At 71.7% G+C, this 14,392-nt stretch carries 11 protein-coding genes and 6 tRNA genes; 12 read left to right on the top strand and 5 right to left on the bottom strand.

The features are described 5' to 3' along the window. The first annotated feature begins 394 nt into the window (after nt 1–394). A complete protein-coding gene (bldC, locus tag ABD973_RS15245; protein WP_003949541.1) occupies nt 395–601 on the top strand; it encodes a developmental transcriptional regulator BldC in 207 nt (68 codons plus the stop codon). 633 nt (nt 602–1,234) lie between these two features. On the opposite strand, the gene ABD973_RS15240 is transcribed toward bldC, so the two are convergent. Then, a tRNA-Asp gene (locus ABD973_RS15240) sits at nt 1,235–1,308 on the bottom strand. 71 nt (nt 1,309–1,379) lie between these two features. Further along, on the bottom strand, nt 1,380–5,303 hold the full coding sequence (gene hrpA, locus ABD973_RS15235; protein WP_345500339.1) for an ATP-dependent RNA helicase HrpA: 3,924 nt from the start codon (nt 5,301–5,303) through the stop codon (nt 1,380–1,382). A gap of 111 nt (nt 5,304–5,414) precedes the next feature. Between hrpA and ABD973_RS15230 the strand changes: the two genes are divergently transcribed. The 3 genes from ABD973_RS15230 to ABD973_RS15220 are packed head-to-tail and all read left to right on the top strand — an operon-like array spanning nt 5,415 to nt 7,443. Next, on the top strand, nt 5,415–5,846 hold the full coding sequence (locus ABD973_RS15230; RefSeq protein ID WP_345500337.1) for a hypothetical protein: 432 nt from the start codon (nt 5,415–5,417) through the stop codon (nt 5,844–5,846). 50 nt (nt 5,847–5,896) lie between these two features. Next, nucleotides 5,897–6,610 carry a DsbA family protein gene (locus ABD973_RS15225; protein WP_125821822.1) on the top strand — a complete coding sequence of 238 codons (714 nt, stop codon included), beginning with the start codon at nt 5,897–5,899 and terminating at the stop codon, nt 6,608–6,610. Further along, nucleotides 6,607–7,443 carry a cytochrome c biogenesis CcdA family protein gene (locus ABD973_RS15220; RefSeq protein ID WP_125821823.1) on the top strand — a complete coding sequence of 279 codons (837 nt, stop codon included), beginning with the start codon at nt 6,607–6,609 and terminating at the stop codon, nt 7,441–7,443. The genes ABD973_RS15225 and ABD973_RS15220 overlap by 4 nt, the downstream gene beginning before the upstream one ends. A gap of 41 nt (nt 7,444–7,484) precedes the next feature. Here ABD973_RS15220 and ABD973_RS15215 read toward each other — a convergent pair. The 3 genes from ABD973_RS15215 to ABD973_RS15205 all read right to left on the bottom strand — a co-directional run bounded on the left by ABD973_RS15215 (nt 7,485) and on the right by ABD973_RS15205 (nt 7,765). Continuing rightward, nucleotides 7,485–7,558: transfer RNA gene (locus ABD973_RS15215), tRNA-Phe, on the bottom strand. 22 nt (nt 7,559–7,580) lie between these two features. Next, nucleotides 7,581–7,654 (bottom strand) — tRNA-Asp (locus tag ABD973_RS15210). Between the two features lie 38 nt (nt 7,655–7,692). Then, a tRNA-Glu gene (locus ABD973_RS15205) sits at nt 7,693–7,765 on the bottom strand. A gap of 126 nt (nt 7,766–7,891) precedes the next feature. On the opposite strand from ABD973_RS15205, the gene ABD973_RS15200 reads away from it, so the two are divergent. The 8 genes from ABD973_RS15200 to ABD973_RS15165 all read left to right on the top strand — a co-directional run bounded on the left by ABD973_RS15200 (nt 7,892) and on the right by ABD973_RS15165 (nt 14,293). Then, a complete protein-coding gene (locus ABD973_RS15200) occupies nt 7,892–8,242 on the top strand; it encodes a metallopeptidase family protein (protein ID WP_345500333.1) in 351 nt (116 codons plus the stop codon). Further along, nucleotides 8,239–8,718 (top strand): FluC/FEX family fluoride channel, encoded by a 480-nt coding sequence (locus tag ABD973_RS15195; RefSeq protein ID WP_345500331.1) that lies wholly within the window; start codon nt 8,239–8,241, stop codon nt 8,716–8,718. The genes ABD973_RS15200 and ABD973_RS15195 overlap by 4 nt, the downstream gene beginning before the upstream one ends. Next, complete coding sequence (locus ABD973_RS15190; protein ID WP_125821824.1) at nt 8,715–9,089, top strand: fluoride efflux transporter FluC; 375 nt, start codon at nt 8,715–8,717, stop codon at nt 9,087–9,089. The genes ABD973_RS15195 and ABD973_RS15190 overlap by 4 nt, the downstream gene beginning before the upstream one ends. An 86-nt stretch (nt 9,090–9,175) precedes the next feature. Then, the gene (locus ABD973_RS15185; RefSeq protein ID WP_345500328.1) at nt 9,176–9,835 is read left to right on the top strand and encodes a hypothetical protein; all 660 of its coding nucleotides are present in this window, start codon (nt 9,176–9,178) and stop codon (nt 9,833–9,835) included. Nucleotides 9,836–10,124: 289 nt separating this feature from the next. After that, nucleotides 10,125–12,380 (top strand): DEAD/DEAH box helicase, encoded by a 2,256-nt coding sequence (locus tag ABD973_RS15180; RefSeq protein ID WP_345500326.1) that lies wholly within the window; start codon nt 10,125–10,127, stop codon nt 12,378–12,380. 183 nt (nt 12,381–12,563) lie between these two features. Beyond that, nucleotides 12,564–12,636, top strand: a tRNA-Lys gene (locus ABD973_RS15175). Between the two features lie 229 nt (nt 12,637–12,865). Further along, nucleotides 12,866–12,939: transfer RNA gene (locus tag ABD973_RS15170), tRNA-Met, on the top strand. Between the two features lie 79 nt (nt 12,940–13,018). Continuing rightward, nucleotides 13,019–14,293, top strand: a complete 1,275-nt coding sequence (locus ABD973_RS15165) for a PP2C family protein-serine/threonine phosphatase (protein ID WP_386381854.1) — start codon at nt 13,019–13,021, stop codon at nt 14,291–14,293. Nucleotides 14,294–14,392 lie beyond the last annotated feature (99 nt).

Below are 14,392 nucleotides of genomic sequence, written 5' to 3'. Positions count from 1 at the left end.
ATCCACACCCTTGCGTCCTTCCCCTACCCTCGTGCCAAAATAGGACAAGGAGTCCGGGGAGGGTTCCTTCCACCCAACTTTGGGCGGAATGCTCGGTATTGCACTCTATGGGGGGTCTGACGACTCCTGATCGCTCTGTGACTGATCGTCACAGTGGGGTGACTGTCCGTTATGGGACGGTCCATCGGCTTCCGCCGCTGATGAACACCTCGGAGGGCAATTCCATCGGTTTGGCCGTCGAGGCTGGACGGATGGTGTAGTTGTAGTGCCGAGGACAAGCCGTTCGTCCTATAACCGACTCGGCCTGCGTATGTCCATTTCGGGCAACGTGGGCCAAGGTGCAGAATTTAGAGGAAAGAACCGAGATGGTTCGGTTCTCCCGAGGAGGCCGCTCATGACCGCTCGCACCCCTGATGCCGAGCCGCTGCTGACCCCGGCTGAGGTTGCCACGATGTTCCGCGTGGACCCGAAGACGGTCACCCGCTGGGCCAAGGCTGGCAAGCTCACGTCCATCCGCACCCTGGGTGGACACCGCCGTTACCGCGAGGCCGAGGTCCGCGCACTGCTCGCGGGAATTCCGCAGCAGCGCAGCGAGGCCTGAGGTCCCGTAGCAACACCGCATTAACGGGTACGTGTCGGATCCCCCAATCCGATGAAACCCACATGGCTTCATCGGCTGGGCCTGCCCCAACAGGTCACTGCCGTTCGATCGCGCTGGACTCCGCCGGGTCCAGCGCGATCTTTTTTGTGTCCGTGACACTCCCGGGCGGCCCCGGGAGGAGTCCGGGGATCCCGTCGTTCCCGGGCGCCGGCGGGCTGGGTGCCATTGCACATATTAAATTGAGCATGCGTAGGGGTCCGATAAGCGTACGCATCTCAAAAACTCATGCGGTGACTCCCGTCACAGCTGATAACTCTTGTACATCCGGCAATGCCCCCCGTAAAGGGAGGTCCGGTACAGAGCGCCTCATGCGTACGGGGGATTTCTCCCCTCTGGGCGATGTGTTCCCCCGGCCCGCTCAGGGGCCCCTGCAAGGCCCCGGGGGCCGGGCCGGTGAACCGGGAGCGCCGAGGGGGCGCCGGGGCTTCCAGCGGCCCCACAGGGGCGCCGCGCGCCCCGGCCGATCACGACACGGAGGGCCGGGCGGGCCCGCCGGTGCCGCGCGCACGGTCCGGTACCCGGATACGCGTCAGGGCCCGTATCCCTGGCGGGATACGGGCCCTGACGTTTCTGCGATCCTGACGGGACTTGAACCCGCGACCTCCACCTTGACAGGGTGGCGAGCTAACCAACTGCTCCACAGGACCTTGATTCGCGGCCCACTGGCGCGGCTGCGAAACAGACTGTACAGCAGCTCAGGGGGTGCGGTCGAACCGGATCACGGCGCCGCCGCGTCCACGGCCTTCACGATCCGCTTGTCGGAGATCGGATACGCCGTTCCCAGGGCGTGCGCGAAGTAGCTGACCCGCAACTCCTCGATCATCCAGCGGATCTCGGTGACCGCCTCCGGGACCGGCCGGCCCTTCGGCAACTGCTCGAGCAGCCACAGGTACTCGTCCCGCATCTCGTGGACCTTCTGCATGCGCGTCGTGTCGCGCTGGGCGCCCGTCGGCATCTGCTGCAGCCGCCGATCGGCCGCCACCAGATAGCGCATCAGGTCCGGCAGCCGCTTCAGCCCGGTCAGGGTCACGAAACCGGCCGGCACCAACGCCGCCAGCTGCGCCTTCACGTCCGCGACGTTCGCCATCAGGGCCAGGCTGTTCGTGGCCTTCAGCCGCCGCTCGCAGGCCTGCCAGGCCGCCAGCACCTGCTGCACCTGCGCGACCGTCCGCACCGTCGTGTCCACCAGGTCCGCCCGGACCTTGTCGTACAGCCGGCGGAAACCGGCCTCGTCCCAGGCGGGACCGCCGTGGTCGGCGATCAGCTTGTCGGCGGCCGCCGTCGCGCAGTCGTCGAACAGTGCCTGGATGGAGCCGTGCGGATTGCGCGACAGCGCCAGCTTCTGCTGGTTCGACAGCTTCTCCGAGGCGAACTTCGCCGGGTTCACCGGGATGTTCAGCAGGATCAGCCGCCGCGTGCCGAGCCACATCGCCCGCTGCTGCTCGGCCTCCGTGTCGAAGAGCCGTACGGAGACGCTCGCCCCGTCGTCCACCAGCGCCGGGTACGCCTTCACCGGCTGGCCGGCCCGGCGGGTCTCGAAGACCTTCTCCAGCGTGCCGATCGTCCAGTCCGTCAGACCGGTGCGCTCCAGGGACTCCCCGCCCGCCCGCTCGGCGGTGGCCGCCGCGGCCTTGGAGAGCGCCTGGCGGGCCTTCGGCTTCAGCTTCAGCCGCAGCGCCTCCAGGTCCTTGTCCTCGGCCAGGTTGCGGCGCCGCTCGTCGACGATCCGGAACGTGATCTTGAGGTGGTCCGGGATCCGGCCGAGGTCGAAGTCCTCCGCCGACACCGGCACGCCCACCATCCGGTGCAGCTCGCGCGCCAGCGTCACCGGCAGCGGCTCCTGCATCGGATGCGCCGTCCGCAGGAAACGCGTCGCGTAGTTCGGCGCCGGTACGTAGTGCCGGCGGATCGGCTTGGGCAGCGAACGGATCAGCTCCGTGACGACCTCCTCCCGCAGACCCGGGATCTGCCAGTCGAAGCCCTCGTCCGTGACCTGGTTCAGCACCTGGAGCGGAATGTGCACGGTCACACCGTCCGCGTCCGCACCCGGCTCGAACTGGTACGTCACCCGGAACTTCAGCTGCCCCTGCCGCCAGGAGTCCGGATAGTCGGCCTTGGTGACCCCGGCCGCCTTCTCCGTCAGCAGCATCTCGCGCTCGAAGTCGAGGAGTTCGGGCTCCTCGCGCTTCTTGTGCTTCCACCACGAGTCGAAGTGCGCCCCCGACACCACGTGCTCCGGGATCCGCTGGTCGTAGAAGTCGAACAGGGTCTCGTCGTCCACGACGATGTCGCGGCGCCGCGCCCGGTTCTCCAGCTCCTCGACCTCGGTCAGCAGCTTGCGGTTGTCGGCGTAGAACTTGTGGTGGGTCCGCCAGTCGCCCTCGACCAGCGCGTTGCGGATGAACAGCTCCCGCGACACCTCCGGGTCGATCCGGCCGTAGTTGATCTTCCGCTGGGCGACGATCGGCACGCCGTACAGCGTGACCTTCTCGTACGCCATCACGGCCGCCTGGTCCTTCTCCCAGTGCGGCTCGCTGTACGTGCGCTTGATCAGGTGCTGGGCGAGCGGCTCCACCCACTCCGGCTCCACCTTGGCGTTCACCCGCGCCCACAGCCGCGAGGTCTCCACCAGCTCCGCCGACATCAGGAACTTCGGCTGCTTCTTGAACAGCGCCGACCCCGGGAACACCGCGAACTTCGCCGACCGCGCGCCCAGGTACTCGTTCTTGTCGGTGTCCTTCAGCCCGATGTGCGACAGCAGGCCGGCCAGCAGCGAGATGTGGATGTTCGTCTCGGCGCCGTCGGCCTCGTTGACGTGGATCCCCATCGTCCGCGCCACCGACCGCAGCTGGGCGTAGATGTCCTGCCACTCCCGGATCCGCAGGAAGTTCAGGTACTCCTGCTTGCACATCCGGCGGAAGGACGACGAGCCGCGCTCCTTCTGCTGCTCGCGGACGTACCGCCACATGTTCAGGTACGAGAGGAAGTCGCTCGTCTCGTCCTTGAACCGGGCGTGGTTCTGGTCCGCCTGCGTCTGCTTGTCCGACGGCCGCTCCCGCGGGTCCTGGATGGACAGGGCCGCCGCGATGACCATGACCTCGCGGACGCAGTTGTTCTTGTCCGCCTCCACGACCATGCGGGCCAGCCGCGGGTCCACCGGCAGCTGGGAGAGCTGGCGGCCCATCGGCGTGAGCCGCTTGCGGTGGTCCTTCTCGGCCGGGTCCAGCGCGCCCAGCTCCTGCAGCAGCTGCACGCCGTCGCGGATGTTGCGGTGGTCCGGCGGGTCGATGAACGGGAACTTCTCGATCTCGCCGAGCCCGGCCGCCGTCATCTGGAGGATGACCGACGCCAGGTTCGTGCGCAGGATCTCGGCGTCCGTGAACTCCGGACGGGCGTTGAAGTCGTCCTCGGAGTACAGCCGGATGCAGATGCCGTCACTGGTACGGCCGCAGCGGCCCTTGCGCTGGTTGGCGCTGGCCTGGCTGATCCGCTCGATCGGCAGCCGCTGCACCTTGGTGCGGTGGCTGTAGCGGGAGATGCGGGCCGTACCCGGGTCGATCACGTACTTGATGCCGGGGACCGTCAGGGAGGTCTCGGCGACGTTCGTCGCGAGGACGATCCGGCGGCCGGTGTGCGCCTGGAACACCCGGTGCTGCTCGGCGTGCGAGAGCCGGGCGTAGAGGGGGAGCACCTCCGTGAAGCGCAGCTTCTTCTTCACCAGCGCGTCGGCGGTGTCGCGGATCTCCCGCTCACCGGAGAGGAAGACCAGGATGTCACCCGGGCCCTCGGCCTGGAGCTCGTCGACGGCGTCGCAGATCGCGGTGATCTGGTCGCGGTCGCTCTCCTCGCTGTCCTCTTCCAGCAGCGGCCGGTAGCGGACCTCGACCGGGTACGTCCGGCCGCTGACCTCGACGATCGGGGCGTCGCCGAAGTGGCGGGAGAAACGCTCCGGGTCGATGGTCGCGGAGGTGATGACCACCTTCAGGTCCGGGCGCTTCGGCAGCAGCGTGGCCAGGTAGCCGAGCAGGAAGTCGATGTTCAGCGACCGCTCGTGCGCCTCGTCGATGATGATCGTGTCGTAGGCGCGCAGCTCGCGGTCCGTCTGGATCTCGGCGAGCAGGATGCCGTCCGTCATCAGCTTCACGAAGGTCGCGTCCTGGTCCACCTGGTCGGTGAAGCGGACCTTCCAGCCGACCGTCTGGCCGATCTCGGACTTCAGCTCCTCCGCGATGCGCTCCGCGACCGTGCGGGCGGCGATCCGCCGGGGCTGGGTGTGCCCGATCATGCCCCGGACGCCGCGCCCCAGCTCCATGCAGATCTTGGGGATCTGGGTGGTCTTGCCGGAGCCGGTCTCGCCCGCGACGATCACGACCTGGTGGTCGCGTATCGCCTCGGCGATCTCGTCCTTCTTCTGGCTGACGGGCAGGTTCTCGGGATACGTGACCTCCGGCATGCGCGAGGCGCGGCCGGCCAGTCGCGCGGCGGCCTTCTCGGCCTCCGCGGCGATCTCGTCGAGCACGGCCTGCCTGGCCTCGGGCTTGCGGATGCGGCGGGCGCCCTCGAGGCGGCGGCCGAGGCGGTGCGCGTCACGGAGGGAGATCTCCCCGAGAAGCGTCTGCAGGGCGGCGAAGGAAGTAGACATACCTGATCGAGGATCTCACCTGGGCCGGGCGGGTGGCGAACGCATTTGTGCCCCTCCCCGTACCATTTCGGGACGAGTCCCCCAGTTGTGCCAGTGAGAGGCCGCCCACCCTTGTCCTTCCGTCCCGGCGCGTGGCGCCTGCGGGCTGCCGCCACGCTGGTGCTGGTCCTGGGCCTCGCCCTCGCCCTCGCCCTGGCCGGGCGCGCACCGGTGACCCCGGACCGGGATCCGGCCCGGGCGGTGGCCGCCGGCGTGGACCGGGCTCCGGCCCCGGGGACGGCCGTCGCCGCCGCGGGCGGGGCGGATCAGGCCGCCGGCCCGGCCGGGGAGCGGGGGCCCTCCTGCGATCCCGGAGGGCACGGGCACGGGCGGGGGGCCGGGGTGCTGCCCCGGGGCGGGGTCCAGGAGCACGCGCAGCTCGCGGCCGGCCGGTACGCGCCCGAGCAGGCGCGCCCGCGCGCCGCGTCCCGCGCACGGGTGCCCGTACGGGGGCCCGACCAGCGGGCGCCCAAGCCCGTGGAGCTGTCCGTGATGCGGGTGTAGGGGGAGCCGCACCACCGGTCCCCTTCACCACACGCAGTCCTGGAGCACCCATGTCCCGCTCGTCCCGCAAGCCCCTGCTGATCTCCGCCGGGGTCGCCGTCGCCGCCGTCGCCCTCGGGCTGGTGTCCTGGCAGGCCACCGCCCCCCAGGAGGAGCCGCGCCGCGACAGCGCCACCGCGACCGCCGCACCCCGCACCGACCCCGCCGCCGAGCTCATGGCGCTGGCCCGCCGCGAGCCCGGCGACAAGCTCGCCGTCGGCCGCGCCGACGCCCCCGTCGTCCTCATCGAGTACTCCGACTTCAAGTGCGGCTACTGCGGCAAGTTCGCCCGCGACACCGAACCCGAACTGGTGAAGCGGTACGTCGAGGACGGCACCCTGCGCATCGAGTGGCGCAACTTCCCGATCTTCGGCGCCGAGTCCGAGGCCGCCGCCAAGGCAGCCTGGGCCGCCGGGCAGCAGGACCGCTTCACCGCCTTCCACGCGGCCGCGTACGCGGAGGGCGCCAAGGCCAAGGGCTTCGGCGAGGACCGCCTCCTGGAACTGGCCCGCGAGGCCGGCGTCCCCGACCTGGACCGCTTCAAGGCCGACCTGGCCGGCGAACAGGCCGCGGCCGCCCTGCGCCGCGACCAGGAGGAGGGCTACCGCATCGGCGTCCAGTCCACCCCCTCCTTCCTCGTCAACGGGCAGCCCATCGCCGGCGCCCAGCCCCTGGACGCCTTCACCGCGGCCATCGCCAAGGCCGGGGCGGCGGCCCGGCGGTGACCCACATCGGATACCTGGCCGCCCTGCTCGGCGGCCTCCTCGCCCTGCTCAGCCCGTGCAGCGCCCTGCTGCTGCCCGCCTTCTTCGCGTACTCCATCGACTCCCGCTCACGGCTCCTGGCACGCACCGGGATCTTCTACGCGGGCCTCGCGAGCACCCTCGTACCGATGGGGGCGGCGGGCTCCTACGCGGGCCGCTTCCTCCACGGCAACCGCGACCTGCTCGTCCTCGCCGGCGGCTGGCTGATCATCGCGCTCGGCCTCGCCCAGATCCTGGGCCTCGGCTTCGCCCCGAGGCGGATCACCGAGCTGTCCGGCCGGATCCGCCCGACCACCGCCCTGTCGGTCTACGCCCTCGGCGCGGTCTACGGGCTGGCCGGCTTCTGCGCGGGCCCGATCCTCGGCAGCGTCCTGACGGTGGCCGCCGTCAGCGGCAGCCCGGCCTACGGGGGCCTGCTGCTCGCCGTGTACGCGCTCGGCATGGCCGTACCGCTGTTCGTGCTGGCCCTGCTCTGGGAGCGCTTCGACCTCGGCCGGCGGCGCTGGCTGCGCGGCCGGACCCTGCGGGCGGGCCGCCTCGAACTGCACACGACCTCGCTGCTGTCCGGGCTGTTCTTCATCACCCTGGGCGCGCTCTTCCTGGCCTACGACGGGGCGAGCGCCCTGCCCGGGCTGCTGGACGTGGACGACTCGTACGCCGTCGAGCGGTGGGTGGGTTCGGTCGCGGACGCCGTACCGGACTGGGCGCTGCTGGGCCTGGTCGCCACGGGCGCCCTCGCCGTCGGCCTGGCGCGGTGGCGGCGCTCCGCCCGGGACGGGCGACGGGAGGGGTAGAACGCGGAAGGCCCCGTCCGATGGACGGGGCCTTCCTTCTGTGGCTGGGGCCGGGGTCGAACCGGCGACCTATCGCTTTTCAGGCGATCGCTCGTACCAACTGAGCTACCCAGCCACGAGACTGTTTCCAGCCTCAGCGATCCTGACGGGACTTGAACCCGCGACCTCCACCTTGACAGGGTGGCGAGCTAACCAACTGCTCCACAGGACCTGGTGTGTGCAAGAGCAAGTCTTGCACATGGTGTTGCGTACCCCCAACGGGATTCGAACCCGTGCTACCGCCTTGAAAGGGCGGCGTCCTGGGCCACTAGACGATGAGGGCTAAAGGCCCGCCGGGCACTTTGCAGCGCGTCGGGGACGTGAGAAGCATATGGGATCGGAGGAGCTATCGCCAAAACGGTTTCCCCCCACCGGCTGCGCGCGCCCGCGGCGGGGCGACAATGGCCGGGTGCTGGAGATGACGCGCGAGGAGTTCGAGGAGCTCGTCGCAGAGGCCCTGGACCGGATTCCGCCGGAGCTGACGCGGCTGATGGACAACGTCGCCGTGTTCGTCGAGGACGAGCCGCCGACCGACGACCCCGAGCTGCTCGGCCTGTACGAGGGGACCCCGCTGACCGAGCGCGGCGAGTGGTACGCCGGGGTGCTCCCCGACCGCATCACCATCTACCGGAACCCCACGTTGCGGATGTGCGAGGACCGGGAGAGCGTGGTCGCCGAGACGGAGGTGACGGTGGTGCACGAGATCGCCCACCACTTCGGGATCGACGACGAGCGGCTGCACGCCCTGGGCTACGGGTGACCGAGCCCGTCCCCGGCGCGGAGGCCATTGACCCCGACGTCGACCTGCACGTGCCGGCCCAGCGGGCCGAACCGCAGGGCCGGGTGCTCGCGGCGGTCGCCGCGGGCGGGGCCGTCGGCGCCTCGGCCCGGTACGGGCTGGCACTGCTGTGGCCGGCCGCGCCCGGGGCCTTCCCGTGGGCGACCTTCTGGACCAACACCGCGGGCTGCGCGCTGATCGGCGTACTCATGGTGCTGATCAGCGAGGGCGGGCGGAGCGCGCCGCACCCGCTGCTGCGGCCGTTCGCGGGGGTGGGGGTGCTGGGCGGGTTCACCACGTTCTCCACCTACGCCGTGGACTTCTCCCGGCTGCTGGACGAGGGCGAGGCGGGGACCGCGCTGGCGTACGCCGGGCTGACGGTGGTGGCCGCGCTGGGCGTGGTGTGGGCGGCGGCGTCGGTGACCCGGCTGGGGCTCGCACTGCGGGGGAGCCGGTGAACTGGCTGCTGGTGGTGGCGGGCGCCGTCGTCGGGGCGCCGCTGCGGTACCTGACCGACCGGGCGGTGCAGGCGCGCCACGACTCCGTCTTCCCGTGGGGGACCTTCGTGGTCAACGTGGGCGCGTGCCTGCTGCTCGGGGTGCTGGCGGGGGCGGCGCTGGCCGGGGCGGGCTCCTCGCGGGTGGACCTGCTGCTGGGGACGGGGCTGTGCGGGGCGCTCAGCACCTACTCGACGTTCTCGTACGAGACGCTGCGGCTGGCCGAGCGCGGCCGGCGGTTCCTCGCGGCGGCGAACGTGGCCGCGTCGGTGCTCGCGGGGCTCGGAGCGGTGACGCTCGGCTCGCAGGTGGCGCGGCAGCTGTTCGCGTAAGGGGCGTGTCTCTTACGGGGTAAAGGGAGTTGGGCTCATTGACCCGCTCATCGCGGACCCCGCCGCAGTGCTCCGGAGGTGCCCCCGTGCGCCCTTTGAACGCTTCCCTGTCCGCGTCCCTCAGACTGGCCGTCTCCGCGCTCGCGGTGGCGGCGACGGCCGGCTGCATGAGCGTCGGCGAGGACGCCGCGAAGCCGGGGCCCTCCGCTTCGGTCGGCGGCAAGGACACGGGCGGGCCCGTCGGGGCGGCGGCCGGGGGCCACGGCTCCGGGGTGCACGGCAACGGCCACGGCGTGAAGGACGGTACGGGGAGCCAGGCGGGCAAGCCCGGGGAGCCCGGGAAGGCCTCCGGCGCGACCGGCGCCTCGCCCGGCCCGGGCACGCCCGCGAAGCCCGGGCAGCCCTCCCCGTCGGCCGGTCCGGGCGGCGGCGCGGGCGGCCAGGGCGGCCAGGTGCCCTCCGGGGGCGGTACGGGGGCCGGCGGCGCGGGGTCCGCGGCGGGCGGGTCCGGGTCGGGCTCGGGGTCCGGCGGCGCGGGGCCGGCCGCCGGCGGCACGGGATCCGGTTCGGGGTCCGGGTCGGGTTCGGGCTCCGGCGGGTCGGGTTCGGGCTCGGGATCCGGTTCCGGCGGCTCCGGATCCGGTTCGGGCGGGACGAGCGCCCCCACGCCGGACCCCACCCCCACTGTGACGGAACCCACACCGAGCGGGTCCTCCGACGCGGGTCCCGGAGCGACCATGGCCTAGGGGTGCTCTGCCCCGGTCTGCGGGGTTATGGGGCACCCTTCCGGGGTTCGCGTCGCTCGTCCCCGGCGCATCGCCGCAGGTCAGGTGCGGGGTCCGGGGGGTGATTTGCCAGACCCCCGGGAGGGTGCGTATGGTTATAGATCGTTTGATCCCATTGCCCGGCGCCGAATCCGAAGAGCGCCGTGTGGCGCGTACTCTCCCTAGCCGTGGCTGACCGCATTGAGGCGGTCGATTTGCGATTCACGGAGTTTGGGCGCGTGCCGAGACTCCGGAAGGTTTCGCATTTCGCATGTCCATTTCCAGTTCTGACCGTTCCGTCATGCCCGAGAACGACTCCACCGAGATCGTCGACGCCGAGACCCTCGCGGTCACCGAGGCCATGGACGCCATCGAGCGCGACGAGATCATCGAGGCCCTCGAGGCGGACGTGGCGGACGTCGCCGACGTGACCGCCGAGGCGGACGCGGCCGACGCCGACGACGCCGAGCCCACCATCACCTTCGCGGACCTCGGTCTGCCCGAGGGCGTCGTGCGCAAGCTCGGCCAGAACGGTGTCACCAGCCCGTTCCCGATCCAGGCCGCGACCATCCCGGACGCCCTGGCCGGCAAGGACATCCTCGGCCGTGGCCGCACCGGCTCCGGCAAGACCCTCTCCTTCGGTCTGCCGACCCTGGCCCGCCTGGCCGGCGGCCACACGGAGAAGAAGAAGCCCCGCGCCGTCATCCTCACCCCGACGCGCGAGCTCGCCATGCAGGTCGCCGACGCCCTCCAGCCCTACGGCGACGTCCTCGGCCTGAAGATGAAGGTCGTCTGCGGCGGCACCTCCATGGGCAACCAGATCTACGCCCTGGAGCGCGGTGTCGACGTCCTCGTCGCCACCCCCGGCCGTCTGCGCGACATCATCAACCGCGGCGCCTGCTCCCTGGAGAACGTCGAGGTCGCGGTCCTCGACGAGGCCGACCAGATGGCCGACCTGGGCTTCCTGCCCGAGGTCACCGAGCTGCTCGACCAGGTCCCGGCCGGCGGCCAGCGCATGCTCTTCTCCGCCACCATGGAGAACGAGATCGGCACCCTGGTCAAGCGCTACCTGAGCAACCCGGTCAGCCACGAGGTCGACAGCGCCCAGGGCAACGTCACGACCATGACCCACCACGTCCTCGTCGTGAAGCCGAAGGACAAGGCACCGGTCACGGCCGCCATCGCCGCCCGCAAGGGCCGCACCATCATCTTCGTCCGCACCCAGCTGGGCGCCGACCGCATCGCCGAGCAGCTCATCGAGGCCGGCGTGAAGGCCGACGCGCTGCACGGCGGCATGACGCAGGGCGCCCGTACCCGCGTCCTCGCCGACTTCAAGGACGGCTACGTCAACGCGCTCGTCGCCACCGACGTCGCCGCCCGCGGCATCCACGTCGACGGCATCGACCTGGTCCTCAACGTGGACCCGGCCGGCGACCACAAGGACTACCTGCACCGCTCGGGCCGCACCGCCCGTGCCGGCAAGTCCGGTGTCGTCGTCTCCCTGGCCCTGCCGCACCAGCGCCGCCAGATCTTCCGCCTGATGGAGGACGCGGGCGTCGACGCCTCGCGCCACATCGTCCAGGGCGCCGGCGCGTTCGACCCGGAGGTCGCCGAGATCACCGGTGCGCGCTCGCTCACCGAGGTCCAGGCCGACTCCGCGAACAACGCCGCCAAGCAGGCCGAGCGCGAGGTCGCCGACCTGACCAAGCAGCTGGAGCGCGCCACCCGTCGCGCCGCCGAGCTGCGCGAGGAGGCCGACCGCCTCGTCGCCCGCTCCGCCCGTGAGCGCGGTGAGGACCCGGAGGCCGCCGTCGCCGAGGTCGCCGAGGCCGCCGAGGCCGAGGTCGCCGCCGCCGTGGCCGCCGTCGCCGAGCCGGTCGCCCAGGAGCGCACCTTCGAGCGCCGCGACGACCGGGGCAACTACGAGCGCCGCGACAACCGCCGTGACGACCGCGGTGGCGACCGAGGCGGTGACCGTGGTGGCTTCCGCGGTGGCGACCGTCCCTCGGGTGGCTTCCGCCGTGACGACCGTCGTGACGACAACCGTGGTGGCTTCCGCCGCGATGACCGTCCGTCGGGTGGTTTCAACCGTGACGACCGCGGTGGCGACCGTGGCGGCTTCCGCCGCGACGACCGTCCCTCGGGTGGCTTCCGCCGCGATGACCGTCGTGACGACAACCGTGGTGGCTTCCGCCGCGATGACCGTCCGTCGGGTGGTTTCAACCGTGACGACCGCGGTGGCGACCGTGGCGGCTTCCGCCGCGACGACCGTCCCTCGGGTGGCTTCCGCCGTGACGACCGTCGTGACGACAACCGTGGTGGCTTCCGCCGCGATGACCGTCCGTCGGGTGGTTTCAACCGTGACGACCGCGGTGGCGACCGTGGCGGCTTCCGCCGCGACGACCGTCCCTCCGGTGGCTTCCGCCGCGACGACCGTCCGTCGGGCGGCTTCAACCGCGACGACCGCGGTGGCGACCGTGGTGGCTTCCGCCGCGAGGACAAGCCCCGCTGGAAGCGCAACGGCTGACGCCTGAGCGTCACCTGACGAGGACTCGGCCCCCACAGCACTCCGGTGCGGTGGGGGCCGAGCCCATTTCCGGCCGTTTCGCCCCACCCGCACCGGATGGCGGGAAACCGCCGGAGCCACACCCGGCGATACCCGATCGGTCCGCGGCCCCTCTCCGGCTATGCTCTGGGGTGAGCACCTGGAGGGCCATTAGCTCAATTGGCAGAGCAGCGGACTTTTAATCCGTTGGTTGTCGGTTCGAGTCCGACATGGCCTACCGCTCGCAGGGCGGGGGATCTCCCCGGAACCTGCGCCGAGCGCCCCGTCCGACTTCTTCGGACGGGGCGCTCGGTCGTTCCGGGGGCCGGCCGGTGGCCTGATCCCGTCCCCACCGGGATTCGACCAGTTAAAGAGGCTCTGACCTGCGCTTATGCGGTTTCGGAGGGGTGTGGGCGAGTTAATTGGCGGGAGACGTCCCCCGGATGACGTAGAGTTGGGTTTACCGACGCGGGGTGGAGCAGCTCGGTAGCTCGCTGGGCTCATAACCCAGAGGTCGCAGGTTCAAATCCTGTCCCCGCTACTCAGAACGAAGGCCCGGTTCCTTTTGGAACCGGGCCTTCGTCGTGTCTGCGTCGGGGTGCTGGAGTGGGTGCCGGGGTGTGGGTGCCCGGGTCACCCCTTCGGACCGGTCCGGTCGCCGTGCGGGGGCCGCTGCCGCCAGCCTGGAGGGGCGGGGCGCGACCGGGCGGCGGGAGAGCAGCGTGGTGCTGGGCCGGCAGGGCAGGGACGGCGGTGCGGACGTCAGTGCGGACGGTGCCGCCCGGCGGGTGGTGCGGATGCTGCCGGTGCTGCTGATCGTGCTGGGGACGCTCTTCGACCTCGCCACCCCGCCCAGCTTCACCGGATCCCCCTTCTTCACCGCGGCCCCGCTGATCGCGGCGCCGCTGTTCACCCTGCGGGCGACCGCGCTGACCGGGATCGCCGCCTCGCTGGTCGTCGTGGCCCTGCACATCCACAACGGCACCAGCTGGAAGGTGGAGGCGCTGACCGAGCTGGCGACGGTGGTGACCGTCTCCGGGCTGGCCCTGCTGATCAACCGCGTCGTACGGCGCAGCGGTGAGCGGCTCGCGTCGGCGCGCGGGATCGCCGAGGCCGTGCAGCGGGCCGTGCTGCCCACGCCGGCCGAGCGGATCGCGGGGCTGCACGTCTGCGCCCGGTACGAGGCCGCGCAGGCCGACGCCTTCATCGGCGGGGACCTCTACGCCGTCCAGGACACCCCGTACGGCGTGCGGTTCGCGGTGGGCGACGTACGCGGCAAGGGGCTGGGGGCCGTGGAGGCCGTCGCCGTGGTGCTGGGGGCCTTCCGGGAGGCGGCGGAGACCGAGCCGACCCTGGAGGGCCTCGCACGGCGCCTGGAGCGCGCCCTGAGCCGGGAGGGGACGCGGCGGGGCAGCCTGGACGCGGTGGAGGGGTTCACGACGTGCGTGCTCGGCGAGATCCCGCCCGGCGCCGCACGGCTGCGGCTGCTGAACCGGGGCCACCCCGAGCCGCTGCTGCTGTACGCGGACGGCGGCCTGGAGGCCCTGGCCCCGGCCGAGCCGGCGCTGCCGCTGGGCCTGGGCGAGCTGGCGGCGGACGCGGTGTCCCGGCCGGGGGAGTGGCCCTTCCCGCCGGGCAGCACGCTGCTCCTCTACACCGACGGGCTGACCGAGGCGCGGGACGGGTCGGGCACCTTCTACGATCCGGCGGCCCGGCTGCGGGGGCGGGTCTTCCCGGGGCCGGACGAGCTGCTGGGCGCGCTCAGCAGCGATGTGCGGCGGCACACCGGCGGCGGCACGACCGACGACATGGCGCTGCTCGCGGTGGGGCGGGCGGGGGAGGGGCAGCCGGAGCGCAGGAAGACGGTCCCGGTGGTGCGCCGCGACGGCCCCTGAACGGGTGCCGGGTGCCGGACGGCGGGCGGCCTGGTCACCTTGCGTGGCCGAAGGGGCGCCCTGCGCGAAGGTCTTGACAGGGCGTCATCGAGCCCCTGT

It is taken from the genome of Streptomyces racemochromogenes (genome assembly GCF_039535215.1).
GTDB classification, from domain to species: domain Bacteria; phylum Actinomycetota; class Actinomycetes; order Streptomycetales; family Streptomycetaceae; genus Streptomyces; species Streptomyces racemochromogenes.
This window is presented reverse-complemented; position numbering and strand designations above follow the sequence as displayed.

Coding starts and splice junctions, on each gene's coding strand:
- hrpA (WP_345500339.1), bottom strand. CDS start 5,303: ATGTCTACTTCCTTCGCCGCCCTGCAGACGCTTCTCGGGGAGATCTCC.
- bldC (WP_003949541.1), top strand. CDS start 395: ATGACCGCTCGCACCCCTGATGCCGAGCCGCTGCTGACCCCGGCTGAG.
- ABD973_RS15180 (WP_345500326.1), top strand. CDS start 10,125: ATGTCCATTTCCAGTTCTGACCGTTCCGTCATGCCCGAGAACGACTCC.
- ABD973_RS15225 (WP_125821822.1), top strand. CDS start 5,897: ATGTCCCGCTCGTCCCGCAAGCCCCTGCTGATCTCCGCCGGGGTCGCC.